Genomic DNA, 15,935 nt, shown 5'->3' on the forward strand with positions numbered 1-15,935 from the left:
CAGGCTTATCTTTTATAGGTCAGCTTATTTTCAATCATCCGATTGTTATATTGCTGAATAAAAGCTTTCATCTTGGTTTCCATTGTATCCAGGATTGCAGGATGCTGCTTAAGTAAATCTTGCTTCATCAACCGATCTTGCTTCATGTTATAAAGCGATACCGGTTTAAGACCATCATAAGACATCATAAAGTCTTTATAATAAAAGTTATAGCTTCCTGCATTATTGTTCAGCACAAAATTGTCCCTTCCCGGCATAAATGCATCCGAGCCAAATGCAAAATAAGGCTCATCATAATGGAGGTAATTTAAGACCGTGGGCATAATATCAATTTGTTGGACCAATTTATCCGTTTTGCCGACCAATCCATCTCCGGGTGCATAAAATATAATCGGAATCTGAAAACCACCCGCTGTGGTCTGATACTCCGGGAGGTAACTTACCGTAGCATGATCGGCGCAGATTACAAATAAGGTATTGTTGAACCAGGGCATTTTGGAGGCCGTCGCAAAAAATTCACGTAGGGCATTGTCGGTATAGCCGATCGGTTCCTGTACCGGCAGTGGCCCTTTGGGAAATTTTCCCTGATATTTTTCGGGAACCTTAAAAGGATGGTGTGAGGAAAGTGAAAAGAAACTCGCAAAAAACGGTTGTTTTAACGTGTTGATCTTATTGGCCGTAAACTGCAGAAAAGGTTCGTCCCAGATGCCCCAAATACCGTCGAAATCCTGATCGTTATTGTATTCGTTTTTACCAAAATAGTGTTGAATTCCTGCCAGTTTCATGTAGGCCGAGAAGCCCATACTTCCGTTTGGAGCACCATGGAAAAAAGCGGTTTCATAGCCTTTCTTTTTCAAAAGTTTGGCCAGACTGGTGGTCTCATTACCGGAATACACCGATAGTACAAATGGCTCACCAATGGAGGGAATACCTGTAATGACCGACGGTAAAGCATCGATGGATTTGCGGCCGTTGGCATAGGTGTCAGTAAAGGTATAGCCATGGCGAATCAGAGAATCCAGAAAAGGAGTATATCCCTTATATTTTCCGCCTTGAATATCTTTATTCAGCTCGCCAAAATGCTCTTTTGCAAAACTTTCCAAAATCAGCACAACAACATTCTTTTTATTGAAAGGCTTATCCGTCTGCGGGAGATGAATCGGGTCATATATCTTGGCCAGCTCTTGCTCCGGATAATAATTCTTCGGTTTGAGGCTCACAGCCTTTAGAGTTTTCAGTATGCTGAATGGTGTATTCAGCACGATATTCATTTCCTCTGGGGTGTCTACGTAATCGCCGGCATTGCTCAAAGTGATCGGACGGGTGCTATGTGCCCACCCGCCACGGACACCACCTATAAAAAGAAAAGCGGTCATTAAAAAGAAGGGAACCTGAACCAGGAAAGTCTTCCAGGAATAACCTTTTGGTTGTTCGAGTTTGATCAACCGATACGATTTGGACAGTCCATAAACGAGCATTGCAAATACCAGCAGGAGATACCAGTAATCAAGACAAAAGTCAAATGCCAATTTAAACAAATTGGTTTCATTTGAAAACTGGCTCAATACTGTGCCAGTGGTCCGTTTTAGTGTAAAAGGATAATAGACATAGTCAATTAAATTCAAGGCGATCCCTAGCGAATTGACTACGACAAAAATCCATTTGGAAACCCGCTGATAGGTGGGATTATAAATGAATGGTCCGGGTACCGTTTGCATAACAATGTAGAGAATATTCAGATAGAGCAAAGCAACGGTATCAAAACGAACGCCCCCGCCAAACATCACAAACAGTTTTCCTGCATTTACGTTGGGAAATAAAGAAGAATTCAGTAGGTAAAATCCCCATCTCAGCAGGGCATAAATGATTAAAAGAAAGGCAAAACGAATGGCGACTGCAATATAGGGTGCTAGTATTCCTCTTAATTTCATCCTGTTAATATTTTAGAAATTCACGATAAACCTGTTGATAATATGCTTTGGCAATATTTAAAATACTGTCTGTTTTAGCTGCAGGATAGTCTTTGTTAGCTCGATAATTGATAATTCGCCCCACATTATCAAAAGATACCGCCTGTTCGGGTGTGATTGTCCCAAAAGCATCTTTGGAGTTATAGAACGCAATTTGCGATGTCGTAGGGTTGAATAAATCACGGCTCCAATGATATCTATTGGTTGGGAGCTTCAGCTGCGTCAATAACGTGGCTGCCAAATCCGTTTGATTTCCTATGCGATTGAAGATTTTGCCCCGATATTCAGGCTTAATTACATCGCCAAAAAAGATCAACGGAATATGAAATCTATTCGGGTGATAAAGCTCCCATTTTTCCGAGGGCAAACGATGTCCATGATCCGCAACAATTACAAAGAGCGTATTTTTATACCATGCTTCCTTTTTGGCTTTGCCAATGAAATCGAAAACAGCCGAATCCGTATAGTTGGCCGTGCTTCTAAACTTATCTGCATTATTGGTACTACCAAATTTGTAACCATGCTTTAATTCGAATGGTTCGTGATTGATCAAGGTAAAAATCGTTGAAAAAAACGGTTGTTTTTCTTTGTTAAAATCTTTGATCATCTGATTAAACACGACATGATCGTAAACGCCCCAGGAAGCTCTTTCGGCATCCAGTCCAAAACTGCCATTATCAACTACTCTGGAGATCCCGTGTGTCAACATATAGGACTTGAAATTATAAAATTCACTTTGTCCGCCATGATAAAATGAGGTTTCATAACCTGCGTGATCAAATTCCTGCCCAATGGCAGGCATATTTTCATGTTTGTCAATATATTTAATGATACTTTCCGGTCCTTGGGCCGGAAATCCGCTCAAAATAGCAACCATGCCCTTGTCCGAACGGTCAGCCGCCGAATAGATATGATCAAACAAAATCCCGCCTTTGATCAGTTCTTCCATATGAGGTGTAATTCCCTTCTCACCGCCCAAAGATTGAATAAGATCGCCGACAAAACTTTCCAGCATAATGATGACAACATTCGGACGCGTGGTGGATAATACCTCGACTGCCGAATCGGGCTTGCTCTGAAAAACTGGCTTTAGCTGTTCCCGAATAGCCTTATCGTCCGATCCATAGAAATCATAAGGGTTTTTCAGCTTTGTGCTTTTGGTGAAAAAATCGCGCAAAAGTGACCACTGTGTATTCACCGCTGCATGATTATAAAAGGTAACTTCGGAATAATAAGCTTTACTGGGGTTTAGTGTCGCGCGGCCATAGCCCCCGCGAATAAAGGTAAAAAGAACAAAGACGCCTACTACCAATTTAAAAAAATTGCCAACCGGTGATTTAACATTATAAAAATGCACCTTTTTAAACATCCAGCGATAAAGAAAATAGCCACAGAATATGCCCACTAACATCCCCAATATCGGAAGAAAAACCGGTGTAGATTCTGCTGAAGCTACCGCTCCGGAAGGTGAAGCCAAGAAAGCATCTATCGCACGTTTCGATATTTTGTCGCCCCATTCGCGATAGATATTGACATTGATAAAGCTGGTTACGAAAAATAAAACGAGTACAATAACGGTATAAACATCAAGGATGGTACGCTTTGGCTGAACCTTTGGAAAGAATCCCAGAATACAATAAATAAGAAATGGAAGGGCGCAGATATAGGATACCGCTGAAAAATCAAGGCTTAATCCATGAAAATAAATTCCAAAAATTTCAGTCAGATGATCCGTCCCTATTTTCTCAAAAAAAGCAGAAATAAAGATAAATCTGTCTAAAAAACAGACAATTAGCCAAAACAAGAAATATTGTGTTAACGCTCTAAGTTCGTTCGCAAATCGTTGCATCCCTTCGTGTAAAAATAAAACAGGCAAATTTACATTAATTTACATTAAAACTTGGCTAATTGACTAGTAATATGAAGAAAAGATTAAAAAAGTATTAAGGTTTGAGTAGTGAGTAGTGAGTATTGAGTATTGAGTACTGAGATTCTGCTTGTACAAGCCTTCGGCTTATTCGGATGGTTCCAACTTTTTAATTTTTGCCTCTTTAGACATTGTCTTCGATCTTTCATCTCTAATGCTTGCCCATTTCATCTTTAGTTCCTCGTCTTTGATCTACAATCAATAACAAGATCAATGATAACAAGGAAAATAACATAGAATTCCTTACTTTTGTATTCCTTAAAAATTTGAATATAAAATTTAAAATGAGCATAGCGAAAACTTACAATCCAAAAGAAGCTGAAGAAAAATGGTACAGCTATTGGAAAGCGAACGGATTTTTCCGGTCCACTCCTGACGAACGTGAACCTTATACGATTGTAATGCCGCCACCGAATGTCACTGGCGTATTGCACATGGGTCATATGCTGAACAATACCATTCAAGACGTTTTGATTCGCCGCGCACGTATGCAGGGTAAAAACGCTTGTTGGGTACCGGGGACTGATCACGCCTCCATCGCCACTGAAGCTAAGGTCGTCGCTATGTTAAAGGAGCAAGGCATTGATAAAAGGTCCTTATCGCGTGAGGATTTCTTAAAACATGCCTGGGAATGGAAAGAAAAATACGGTGGTATTATCTTAAAACAATTGGAAAAACTAGGTGCTTCCTGTGACTGGGACCGTACCCGTTTCACCATGGATCCTGAATTATATCAATCGGTAATCCGTGTATTTGTCGATCTTTACAATAAAGGATTAATCTACCGTGGTTACCGCATGGTCAACTGGGATCCGGAAGCAAAAACCAATATTTCGGATGAAGAAGTTGTTTACAAAGAAAAGAACGGGAAATTATACCACCTGAAATATCAAGTTGAAGGATCAGATCAATATATTGTTGTTGCGACCACTCGCCCTGAAACGATCTTTGGCGACACGGCCGTATGTATCAATCCAAATGACGAACGTTATGCCTGGTTAAAAGGAAAACAGGTAATTGTACCGATTGTAGGCCGTAAAGTGAATATCATCGAGGATGAATATGTTGATCTGGAATTTGGTACGGGCTGTCTTAAAGTAACTCCGGCACACGATGTCAATGACTACAAACTCGGCAAAAAGCATGATCTGGAATTTGTGGACATCTTTACAGACGAAGCGAAGTTAAATGACAACGGCTTACATTATGCCGGCATGGATCGTTTCAAAGTCCGCAAAGAGATCGAAAAAGAACTTGAAGAAAAAGGATTGCTGGAGAAAGTAGAGAACTATACCAATAATGTCGGCACATCGGAAAGAACCGGTGCGGTTATTGAGCCTAAGATCTCCAACCAATGGTTCCTGAAAATGGAAGACCTGGGAAAACCTGCCTTGGATAATGTCATGGATGATACCATTAAATTTCATCCAACTAAATTCAAAAATATCTACCGTAACTGGATGGAAAATGTAACAGATTGGAACATTTCCAGGCAATTGTGGTGGGGACATCAGATACCTGCTTACTTCTATGGCGATGGTAACGACGATTTTGTTGTTGCTCAAACCGCCGAAGAGGCACTTTCACTGGCCCAGCAAAAATCGGGCAATGCGGGTCTAACGCTTACAGATTTGCGTCAGGACGAAGATGTGCTTGACACCTGGTTTTCAGCTTGGTTATGGCCAATTTCTGTATTCAACGGTATCAATGAACCTGAAAATGAAGAGATCAACTATTACTACCCAACACAGGATCTAGTCACTGCACCTGATATAATTTTCTTCTGGGTAGCACGTATGATCGTATCGGGTTACGAATTCCGTGGGCAATTGCCTTTTGAAAATGTTTATTTCACTGGTATTGTCCGCGACAAGCTAGGCCGCAAGATGTCAAAATCTTTAGGTAATTCACCAGATCCGATTGATCTAATGAATGAATATGGTGCCGATGCAACACGGATGGGCATGTTATTGACAGCTCCTGCTGGGAATGACCTGCCTTTTGATGTCGAGCTTTGTGTCCAGGGCCGTAACTTCGCCAATAAGATCTGGAATGCCTTCCGTCTGGTAAAAGGCTGGGAGATTATTGATGCTCCGGCTTCGCAAGCAGATAAAATTTCGGCGTCATGGTTTGATGCTCGGTTCAACCAGGCATTGGCTGAAATTGAAGAAAACTTCAAACACTACCGTTTATCAGATGCCCTGATGACAACATATAAATTGGTCTGGGACGATTTCTGCGCCTGGTATCTTGAATTAGTCAAACCGGCTTATGGTTCTCCTATCGCTTCGGAAACCCGAGACAAAGTAACATCTTTCTTTCAACGTGTATTGACATTGGTACATCCGTTTATGCCTTTCCTAACGGAGGAGCTGTGGCATGATGAACTGTTCGGCGCAAAAGAGGAGCAGGACTGTATCATTGTTGCTGAATTTCCAAAAGTCAACGTATTTGATGAGCAGGTTATCAAAGATTTTGCGGTAGCGCAACAAATCATTTCCGAAGTTCGTAATATCCGCAACTCAAAAGGTATTTCTCCAAAAGTAGCATTACCTCTGGCCATTAATCAACAATCTGATATCGATCTTGGGCAATACATTGCCATCATCACAAAAATTGCCAACCTGGAGTCTGTCACTTTTGTAACTGAAAAAGTAGCCGGCGCAACAAGCTTCCTGGCAGGAAAAGATGAATGCTATGTGTTATTGGAAAATAATGTCGACATCGATGCTGAGCGCGAGCGTATCGAAAAAGAGCTGGATTACCTGAAAGGATTCCTAGTGTCTGTAGACAAAAAGCTTTCAAACGAGCGCTTTGTACAAAATGCAAAACCTGAAATCGTTGAAAACGAAAAAAGCAAGAAGGCAGACGCAGAGGCTAAAATTAAGATCCTTCAAGAAAGTTTAACGGCGTTAGGTTAAAAACCATAATATCATAATTTTTTAAAGTCCCGCGAAACCCGCGGGACTTCTTTTGAGGTGCACTTTCCTGTCCATTTATGGCCTGGTAGAATCGTACCCCTTTTATATGCTAGCTTCATTGTTGATTTTTAACTTTATACGGATTCCTGTAAAAAAATGAATAACTTTATAAGAACGAACTTAAATTATATCATTATGGGATTCAAGGAAACATTTCAAATCAACGGAGAAAACCTTTTACAAAAGATCAAAGAAATCATTGCAGAGGGTAATGTAAATAAAATCAGTATCTCGGACAAGCATGGTAAAGAAATCATGAGTTTTCCGATTACAGTTGGCGCGATCGGACTGATCCTGGCGCCGGTATTTGCCGCAATAGGCGCCGTGGCAGCCTTGCTTACCGAATGCACAATTACGGTAGAGCGCAATAGCGAAAAGAAGGAAGAGGATAAAAAGGATGGTCCCTCAGAACCACCGACAACGATCACTGTCAACTAATTTGACCTTAAAAAATTTACGATCATGAAAATCCTAAAGAATATTGTTTGTGTTTTGTTTGGCTTACTTTTTATGAATGCAGGCTTAGATAAAATCCTTCATTATATGCCTATCCCACCAATGGACATGGACATGCAAAAGGTGTTTGAAGCTTTCGGCACGATAAAATGGTTATTGCCTCTTGTCGGTGTCATCGAAATCGTCGGTGGATTATCATTTCTATTCCCTAAAACAAGAACTGTCGGGGCACTGGTTATTCTGCCAATACTAATTGGTATTTTTACGCATAATATGGTTTTTTATAGCCAACAGGGATTAATTATCTGGGCCGTACTTTTCGTCATTTGGCTATGGGTCGTATTTGAAAATTGGGGGAAATATAAAAAACTGATGGCATAATTATCCTGTTCATCCAAACAAAAACGACAGGATCCTGTCAGGGAAAATTCCTATTATTAAGAAATTAATAGGGATTGTACGTTTTTGTTAGTATAAAATTAAAAAATAAAAAACTTTATACTCCAAAAATGGTTTGGTCAATTATTTGATGGGTTTGTAGATACTCCTCAATAGCACGATTTAGCGCGAGATGAGGGGGGCGGCTCAAGGTTTACATATATCTATACGTAGCGCAAATTAAACGTTATGTAGCAGAAATTAAACTTGCATATACAAGCAAATTTATCTTAGTTTGCTGAAACGGCGGGATATAACTTAATATCTGAAAAACTTTGCAAACTTTTTTCCGTTTTAGTTTTTATTAATAGATACTTAAATCAAATTATACGTTGAACAGATTTACCCGAATTGCATTCAGAACAATATTGTGGATTATTGGAGTAATAATTGCGCTGATTATTCTAGTTGTATTTTTGATCCGGATACCCGCCGTTCAAAACTATATTGCCGGAAAAGTAACGCATTATGTCGAAGGGAAAATAGGCACTCCGGTTAAAATCGGTTACATCAATATTGATTTTCCGAAAAAGTTAGTCTTACAAGATATCTATATGGAAGATCAGAGCAAGGACACTCTCGTTGCCGGAAAAAGCATCGCTGTGGACATCAACATGCTCAAGCTTCTGAAAAACACCGTAGAAATCCAAAGTATCGAAGCGGAAGGGATCACTACAAAAATTCGACGAACACTGCCTGACAGTTCCTTTAATTTTGATTATATCGTCAAAGCATTTGCCTCCGAAAAGGAAAGTAAACCTACCGCAGATACCACTTCTGCCCTCGTTTTTAATCTGGACAAGGTAAAGCTTGATAAATCTCATATCGTTTATGCTGACGATGTTATCGGAACGAGCGCTGATGTGTATCTGGGCACGCTAAATACCAATATTAAAAAATTTGACCTGACCAAAAATATGGCCTTCAACCTACCGAAGGTAAAAATAGACGGATTGAATGCGACCGTAAAACAATGGAAGCCGGCCGTTGACGGTTCAGCTCCATCGGTCGAAGATTTTGGGATTACGGACAAGACAGCAAAAACAACGACGCTCCTTCCGGATGTGGGAATACAGATCGCCGAGCTGACTAATATCCTGGTTCGGTATGAGGATGAATCCAGTTCTCTGAAAACCAAGTTTAATATAAAGAATCTTCGGGCAGATATCAACAAGATTGATTTAAACAAAGAAATTGTCGATCTCCAGACCATCCAACTTGATGGTGCCGATAATGACGTGCTCTTTGGAAAGGTTGCAAAGAAAATTCCGCCCAAAGGCGACACGACAGCCGATACCACAAAAATTAAGTGGGTTGTCTCTGCCAAGGATATCAGCATCAATAATACAAGTCTGGCCTACAGAGATGACAATCAGGCGCGCATGAAAGGCTTTGATTACTTCAATATTAAAATTCCGGGGATAAAAACAAATCTAACCGACTTATATTATAGTGCGGACTCCATTAGTGGGTCACTGAATGAGCTGACGGCATCCGATCACTCAGGCTTGGTTATTAAACAGCTCAAAGGTGACTTCAAGTATACAAATACAGGGGCAGAAATTAAAAACCTCTATGCGGAAACACCACGTACACTTATCCGCGACTACCTCAAAGTCACCTATCCTTCCCTGGATATCATTAGCAAAAAGCCGGAACTGATCTATGTAAATGCAACGGTCAAAAAGAGTCATGTCGATATGCGTGACATTTATTACTTTGCTCCTTTCCTCGATACGATGCAGGTCATGAAACCTTTGATGGATAAAAAGTTTAATATTGATGGACGCGTGATAGGCAAGTTAAACGACCTCAATATTCCTAATATTGATTTCCAGACGCTATCCAATACGCGGATAATCGCCAGTATGCGACTGAAAGGACTGCCAAATGTGGATAAAATGTCCATTGACCTGAATCTAAAAAAATTAACCACAGGACGTTCCGATATTGAAAAACTCGTTGCAAAATCCATGCTGCCAGCCAATATCGAACTGCCGAATACGATCGGACTAACAGGTACCTTTAAAGGCGGTATGACGGCTTTTGACACCAATCTTTCATTGGTAACCGAAAAAGGAACAGCAAAATTTGACGGTAAAGTCAGCATGGCAAACAGAGATACCAGTTACGATGCTCTTGTTAGTATCCGCGATTTTGATATTGGGAAGATCATGAAAATGGACAGTACCTTAGGTATACTTTCCTTTGAAGGAAAAATAAAAGGACATGGCACGGATCCCAGGAAACTTGTCGCCAATTTCGATGGTAAAGTAAACCGCATGGATGCCATGGGTTATCGGTATCAGAATATCGATATGAATCTCGTTGCAGATAAAGGAGACATCAAAGCATCGGTCGTGAGCCCCGACCCCAATATTAAGCTGAAACTGGATGCCACGGCCAATATGAAATCCAAGTATCCACAGGTAGATTTTGAATTGATGGTGGATACCATCAACCTCAAAAACCTGAAGCTAATGGCGGACGATTTCAAATACCACGGTAAGATGGTCGGTCATTTTACTTCCGCTGATCCAAACTTTCTCAATGGGGAGGCACATATCACCAACTCGTCCATTGCCTACAACGATGCCTATTACTCCTTGGACAGTATTTCCCTGATTGCAAAATCGGATACATCCAGAAATTTGTTACTTCTTAAATCTGCTTTTTTCAATGCACACTTGGTTGGGAAATATAAGATTCTAGAGCTACAAAATGCTATTCAAGATATTTTGCAAGTTTATTATCAACCTGGAAAACCGGTGAAGGTACCCCCCTATGAACCACAGAATATCGAGTTTTCAGCGCAGCTGACCCGTACCAAATTTGTACAGGATTTTGTCCCGGAATTGACAGAAATGAAAGATATCACCCTAGATGGAATGTTCAATAGTGCCACGAAAACCATATTGGCCAAACTGGATGCCCCTAAAATAATCTATAACGGAACAGAAATAAATAACGTTACCTTGGATATCAATACCTTGGATAGCACCCTTTATTATTCTGCTTTGATCAATAAGATCAAGGTCAGTAATATTGAACTAGTCAATACCGTGTTTAGTGGTAAGGTCATCCAGAATAATCTGGATTTCGGGTTATGGATCAAAGACAAGAAAGAGAAGGAACAATATCATTTAGGTGCCAATATGCGCGTGGACAATGGGGCCTTTGTCTTTAGTCTACTACAGGACGGACTCATGCTGAACTACGACAAATGGACCGTAAATCCGTCCAACGTGCTCAAATTTGGAAGTACGGGGATTCAGGCAAAAGACTTTGTCCTGAGCAACAAGGGGCAAGAATTGAGTATCACTTCGCAGGACAGCGTTTTGAATTCGCCTGTCAATATTTCCTTCAATAATTTCCGTATTGAGACTATAAGTAAAATGCTCGAAAGCGATATTATGGATCTGGGCGGTGGCATCAATGGGCAGGCTACTATATCACGACTGGAAAGTAATCCTGTATTTGTTTCGGATCTGGTCATCGATAAATTCTATGTTGGGAAAGATACCGTTGGAAATGTGAACATCAAAGTCAATAATGAAAAAGAAAACACCTATAATGCAAACATCAGTATCAGCGAAAATGGCAACAACGTGGTGTTAAGTGGGGATTTTATCAGTCCACCGAAAGGAGAATCGAGTCTGGATTTCACCTTGGATATTAAGCCATTGACCATGCAGACTGTGCAAGCATTTAGTTTGGGCTATCTGAAGGAGTCAAAAGGAAACCTCGAAGGTCAATTAAAAATAACAGGCTCCCCTTCCAAGCCGCTTATAGATGGCGATGTCAAGTTTAAAGATGCCCAATTTAATATCGCGATGTTAAATGCTCTTTTCAAAGCAAAAGATGAAACTATACATTTTGGTAATAACGGAATCACTTTTCCTAAATTTGCATTGGAAGACAAAAAAGGAAATATTGCTAAGGTGACGGGGTCGATCGATACAAAAACCTATACTGATTTTGATTTTAATCTCAATGTCAATACCAACAATTTTGAGGTGCTCAACTCTACCCAGACAGACAACGACATGTTCTATGGTAAGATGTACCTAACCTCCAATCTACGGATCAGAGGAAACCTAGATAAGCCTGTTGTCGATGGAACAATCAAAGTACTTGACGAAACTGACTTCACCTTTGTCATGCCAAATGAAAACCCCGGGATGGCTGACCGCAAAGGGGTGGTCGAATTTGTTGATAAGAGTGATACAACCCGTGCGAATGTATTTGCCAAGTTGGATTCGATGACCGTTACCAGATTGACAGGAATGGATGTAGACCTCAACCTGCAGACAGACAAAGAAGCTAAATTTAAAATTCTTCTGGATGCAGGCTCCCAGGATGCTCTTAATATTCAGGGTCAGGCTGAATTAAATGCCGGTATAGATGCCAGCAGCAAAATTACTTTGTCCGGAACATTTACTGTAGACAAAGGGAGTTACTCGTTTAGTTTTGGTCCTGTGAAAAAAGATTTTACCTTCCAAAAAGGAAGTACCATCACCTGGAATGGAGACCCCTTGGATGCACGACTGAATATCACAGCAGCATATACGACCAAAGCGCCTACGTTGGAATTAGTCGCGACGCAATTGGGTTCGGAAAACGCAAATTTGTATAAACAACGTGTACCATTCAACGTGTTGCTAAAAATTACGGATAAGCTCTTCCAGCCGCAATTGGGTTTTGACATTGATTTGGATGAGAACAACTCTATTGTATCCCAAGACGTGGTCAGTAAAGTAAACAATGCATTGACTACCCTCCGCGAAAACCCCTCAGAACTTAATAAGCAGGTATTCTCACTCATTGTATTGGGAAGATTTATGTCGACTAATCCATTTGAAAGTTTATCCGGAGGCGGCGGCACAGAAGCGATTGTCAGAAACAGCATCAGTTCGTTTTTGAGTGGACAGTTAAATCGTTTGGCTTCAGAATTAATTACGGGTGTAGAATTGGATTTCAACTTGACTTCTGAAGAAGATTATACTACCGGGGCTGGGCAGACAAGGACAGATCTGAATATCGGTGTCTCAAAAATGCTCCTCAATGACCGGCTGAAAATTACGATAGGTTCCAATTTTGAAGTTGAAGGCAATACCCGTCCTGGCGAAGCGTCCAATAATATCGCTGGCGATATTCAATTGGATTACCAACTTTCACAAGATGGCCGCTATTTTGCCCGTATGTATCGCAAAAACCAATATCAGGTAACCCTTCAAGGGCAATATGTGGAAACAGGTATCGGATTCATTATTAATATGGATTATAATAAGTTTAAAGAGATATGGATGAGTTCAAAAAAACTCAAAGAATACTATGATACCGACAGCAAAGGGTTTAGGAAACGCTTTAATGTGGAGCGGATGGAAACCGACTCGGTCTATCGGGACAGTGTACGTACAGTGATTAGAGACAGTTTGATGCTCCATAGTCCAGCATATCGAAAACGTATTGAAGAACGCGAAAAAGAAAAACGTAAACAAGAATTGGACTCAAGCAAGAATGCGCCAAAAAATCCGGGTCCAAAAACAAAATTAGATACGATCAGAACGACTGCGATTAAAAATGAAGATGAGGAAAGGAGTTATCATGCGAGCTAAGCTGAAATTTGCTATCGGAATATTGACACTGACTACGATCATAGCATCCTGCTCTTCTACCAAGAATTTGAAAGAAGGGGAAAGCCTGTATGTCAAAGGTAATGTCATTATAGATTCAGACACCATTTCAAAAGAGAACAAGGAAAAACTTTCGACCTATCTCCAGTCGTCCTTGATGCCCAAACCCAATAAACGTCTGGCAGGTGTCCCATTTAAGCTATATTTTAACAATATGGCCGGTGATTCCGCCAACAAAAACATGATCAAAAGATTCTTCAAGAAAATTGGAGAAGAACCCGTTCTGTTGAGCGACGTCAACCGTGAGTACAATGAAAATCTCCTACGTAACCGCATGGAAAACATTGGTTTTTTCAATGCCGAGGTTAAATCAGACACCTTGGTTGAAGAGAAAAAGGCAACTATCAATTATACGGCTAAACCGAATCTGATCTATAGGATACAATCGGTCAAGTTTGACATGGATAGCACAAGCCAATTGGGACGGGATATTCTTTCATCTTCAGACAAAAGCTTACTCCAGATAGGGAAAAATTACAGTCTTGATGTTATCTTGAATGAGCGTGACCGTATTGACAATGACCTTAAGAACAAGGGCTACTACTATTTTAGTCCGGATTATATTTTGGTGGAAGTCGATAGCTCACATCGAAATAATCGGGTAGACATGTATGTGACCGTAAAAAAGGAAACACCTGCCCAAGCGAAGATCCCGTCTAAAATCAATAAGATCTATATTTTCCCGAACTACACAGAGACCAGTTCGGGCTACCAAAGATCAACGCGCAATGCCGAACTCTTTGACAGCAGTTACTATTTTATTGATCGAAGGCGTACCTTTCGGAAGCCGGTCATTGCCAATCATATTTTCTTTAAACCGGGGGATGTCTATAACCGTACGGCGCACAACCAAACAATCAGTCATTTGGTCAGTCTAAATAGCTGGAAATTTGTGAAGAACAATTTTGTCGATAGCAAGGAAGTCCCCAATGCACTGGATGTCTACTACTATCTGACACCGTTGCCAAAAAAATCGTTGCGGGTAGAGCTTTTAGGAAAAATGGCTTCAGTCTACAACGGTACAGAGGTAAACGTCAACTGGACATTGCGCAATGCATTTAAAGGCGCTGAGCAATTGAGCTTTAACGTCTTTGGCGGATATGAAACACAGACCGGGGGAAATGCGGATCTAAATTCCAGTTATTACCGCTACGGAATGGAAGCTACAGTAACTTTTCCGAGGATACTCTCTCCCTTCGGGCATATCAATCCCTCGCGTCGCTTTATTCCCAAAACCTATGTGAAAGGCCGATACGAATTCCTGAACCGTCGCAAGGCTTATACCCTCAATTCCATTGCATTGGACTATGGTTACATCTGGCAGGAATCGGAAGAAAAGCAGCATGATTTGGCTTTACTGGAAATTACCTATGTACAGCCGAAAGGCATTTCGGAGAATTACCAAAAGCAAATGGATACGATCCCTGCTTTGCGGCATGCGATCGATCCCCAGTTTACGATCGGACCAAATTACAACTTCACGTTCCAGAATACGATGAAGCAACATTTGAAGAATACGTTCTATTTCAAAGGAAATTTAGACCTGTCGGGCAATATCCTCGGTCTGATCAAGGGAGCGGATTTTAATAAAGGCAAAACCTTCAAGTTATTTGACGCATACTTCTCTCAGTATATCAAAATAAGCGGTGACGGAAGACATTATCTTAAATTATCGGAGAATTCACAACTAGCTTCAAGGGTGAGCCTCGGTTTGAGTTATTCCTATGGGAACTCGCGCTCCCTACCTTATTTGAAACAATATTATGTCGGCGGTCCAAACAGCATCCGTGCCTTCGGCGCCCGCGCTATTGGTCCGGGAACCCTTGCCCCGGAAAAACTGAGCAATGGCCTGTTTTATGCTGATCAAACCGGTGACATCAAATTGGAATTGAATACCGAATACCGCGCTAAGCTGGCCGGTTTTGTACATTGGGCAGCATTTATTGATGCTGGTAACGTCTGGTTGCAACGTGAGGATGTCAACAAACCCGGAGCCAAGTTCAGTAAAAACTTTCTAAATGAACTTGCCGTGGGCGGTGGCGCCGGCCTACGTTTTGACTTTACTTTCCTGATTGTCCGGACGGATTTTTCGATTCCCTTCCGTATCCCTTACTTACCAAAAGGAGAACGTTGGGTGTTTAAAGATATAGATTTTGGCAGTTCGAAGTGGCGAAAAGATAACCTGATGTTCAATTTGGCTATTGGATATCCGTTCTAGAATTTATTTCTATCATTTAACCCACTCTCTTGATGCATTGATTTACCTAAGGTCAAAATCAAATTGCTACCTTTTTTATCTTTGCAATCAAGTTATTCCAGTGAAATTGATTGATTTACTGATAATAATTCATTAAATTCAAGCATTATTTACTAATCCACATTAATGCTCATGAAATATCCATGCAAAAGAACGGTACAAGCATTCGTGAAAATGGACTGGATATTCCATATGCCCATAATAAACAAA

General features: G+C 40.7%; 7 protein-coding genes. 5 read left to right on the forward strand and 2 right to left on the reverse strand.

Annotated elements, in window-relative coordinates; translation table 11 throughout:
* Positions 1-5: 5 nt before the first annotated feature.
* Both ABTV71_RS23825 and ABTV71_RS23830 read right to left on the reverse strand, forming a co-directional pair.
* Positions 6-1,931, reverse strand: a complete 1,926-nt coding sequence (locus ABTV71_RS23825; RefSeq protein WP_433901330.1) for an LTA synthase family protein — start codon at positions 1,929-1,931, stop codon at positions 6-8.
* A 4-nt stretch (positions 1,932-1,935) separates the two neighbouring features.
* Positions 1,936-3,819: an LTA synthase family protein gene (locus ABTV71_RS23830; protein WP_433901331.1), complete on the reverse strand. Its 1,884-nt coding sequence runs from the start codon at positions 3,817-3,819 to the stop codon at positions 1,936-1,938.
* A gap of 362 nt (positions 3,820-4,181) precedes the next feature.
* On the opposite strand from ABTV71_RS23830, the gene ABTV71_RS23835 reads away from it, so the two are divergent.
* The 5 genes from ABTV71_RS23835 (at position 4,182) to ABTV71_RS23855 (ending at position 15,686) form a co-directional block, all read left to right on the forward strand.
* Positions 4,182-6,818, forward strand: a complete 2,637-nt coding sequence (locus ABTV71_RS23835; protein WP_433901332.1) for a valine--tRNA ligase — start codon at positions 4,182-4,184, stop codon at positions 6,816-6,818.
* A gap of 156 nt (positions 6,819-6,974) precedes the next feature.
* Complete coding sequence (locus ABTV71_RS23840) at positions 6,975-7,316, forward strand: DUF4342 domain-containing protein (RefSeq protein ID WP_241254838.1); 342 nt, start codon at positions 6,975-6,977, stop codon at positions 7,314-7,316.
* 24 nt (positions 7,317-7,340) lie between these two features.
* Positions 7,341-7,715 carry a MauE/DoxX family redox-associated membrane protein gene (locus ABTV71_RS23845; RefSeq protein WP_433901333.1) on the forward strand — a complete coding sequence of 125 codons (375 nt, stop codon included), beginning with the start codon at positions 7,341-7,343 and terminating at the stop codon, positions 7,713-7,715.
* Between the two features lie 389 nt (positions 7,716-8,104).
* On the forward strand, positions 8,105-13,390 hold the full coding sequence (locus tag ABTV71_RS23850) for a translocation/assembly module TamB domain-containing protein (RefSeq protein WP_433901334.1): 5,286 nt from the start codon (positions 8,105-8,107) through the stop codon (positions 13,388-13,390).
* Positions 13,356-15,686 (forward strand): BamA/TamA family outer membrane protein, encoded by a 2,331-nt coding sequence (locus ABTV71_RS23855; RefSeq protein ID WP_121126749.1) that lies wholly within the window; start codon positions 13,356-13,358, stop codon positions 15,684-15,686. Before ABTV71_RS23850 ends, ABTV71_RS23855 begins: the two co-directional genes overlap by 35 nt.
* Positions 15,687-15,935 lie beyond the last annotated feature (249 nt).

The sequence above is a fragment of the Sphingobacterium puteale genome (assembly GCF_050986225.1).
Taxonomy (GTDB): Bacteria; Bacteroidota; Bacteroidia; order Sphingobacteriales; family Sphingobacteriaceae; genus Sphingobacterium; species Sphingobacterium puteale.

Excerpts from the sequence above, each read along its gene's own strand:
- ABTV71_RS23825 (WP_433901330.1), bottom strand. The coding sequence starts at position 1,931 with ATGAAATTAAGAGGAATACTAGCACCCTATATTGCAGTCGCCATTCGT.
- ABTV71_RS23830 (WP_433901331.1), bottom strand. The coding sequence starts at position 3,819 with ATGCAACGATTTGCGAACGAACTTAGAGCGTTAACACAATATTTCTTG.
- ABTV71_RS23835 (WP_433901332.1), top strand. The coding sequence starts at position 4,182 with ATGAGCATAGCGAAAACTTACAATCCAAAAGAAGCTGAAGAAAAATGG.
- ABTV71_RS23840 (WP_241254838.1), top strand. The coding sequence starts at position 6,975 with ATGAATAACTTTATAAGAACGAACTTAAATTATATCATTATGGGATTC.
- ABTV71_RS23845 (WP_433901333.1), top strand. The coding sequence starts at position 7,341 with ATGAAAATCCTAAAGAATATTGTTTGTGTTTTGTTTGGCTTACTTTTT.
- ABTV71_RS23855 (WP_121126749.1), top strand. The coding sequence starts at position 13,356 with ATGAAGATGAGGAAAGGAGTTATCATGCGAGCTAAGCTGAAATTTGCT.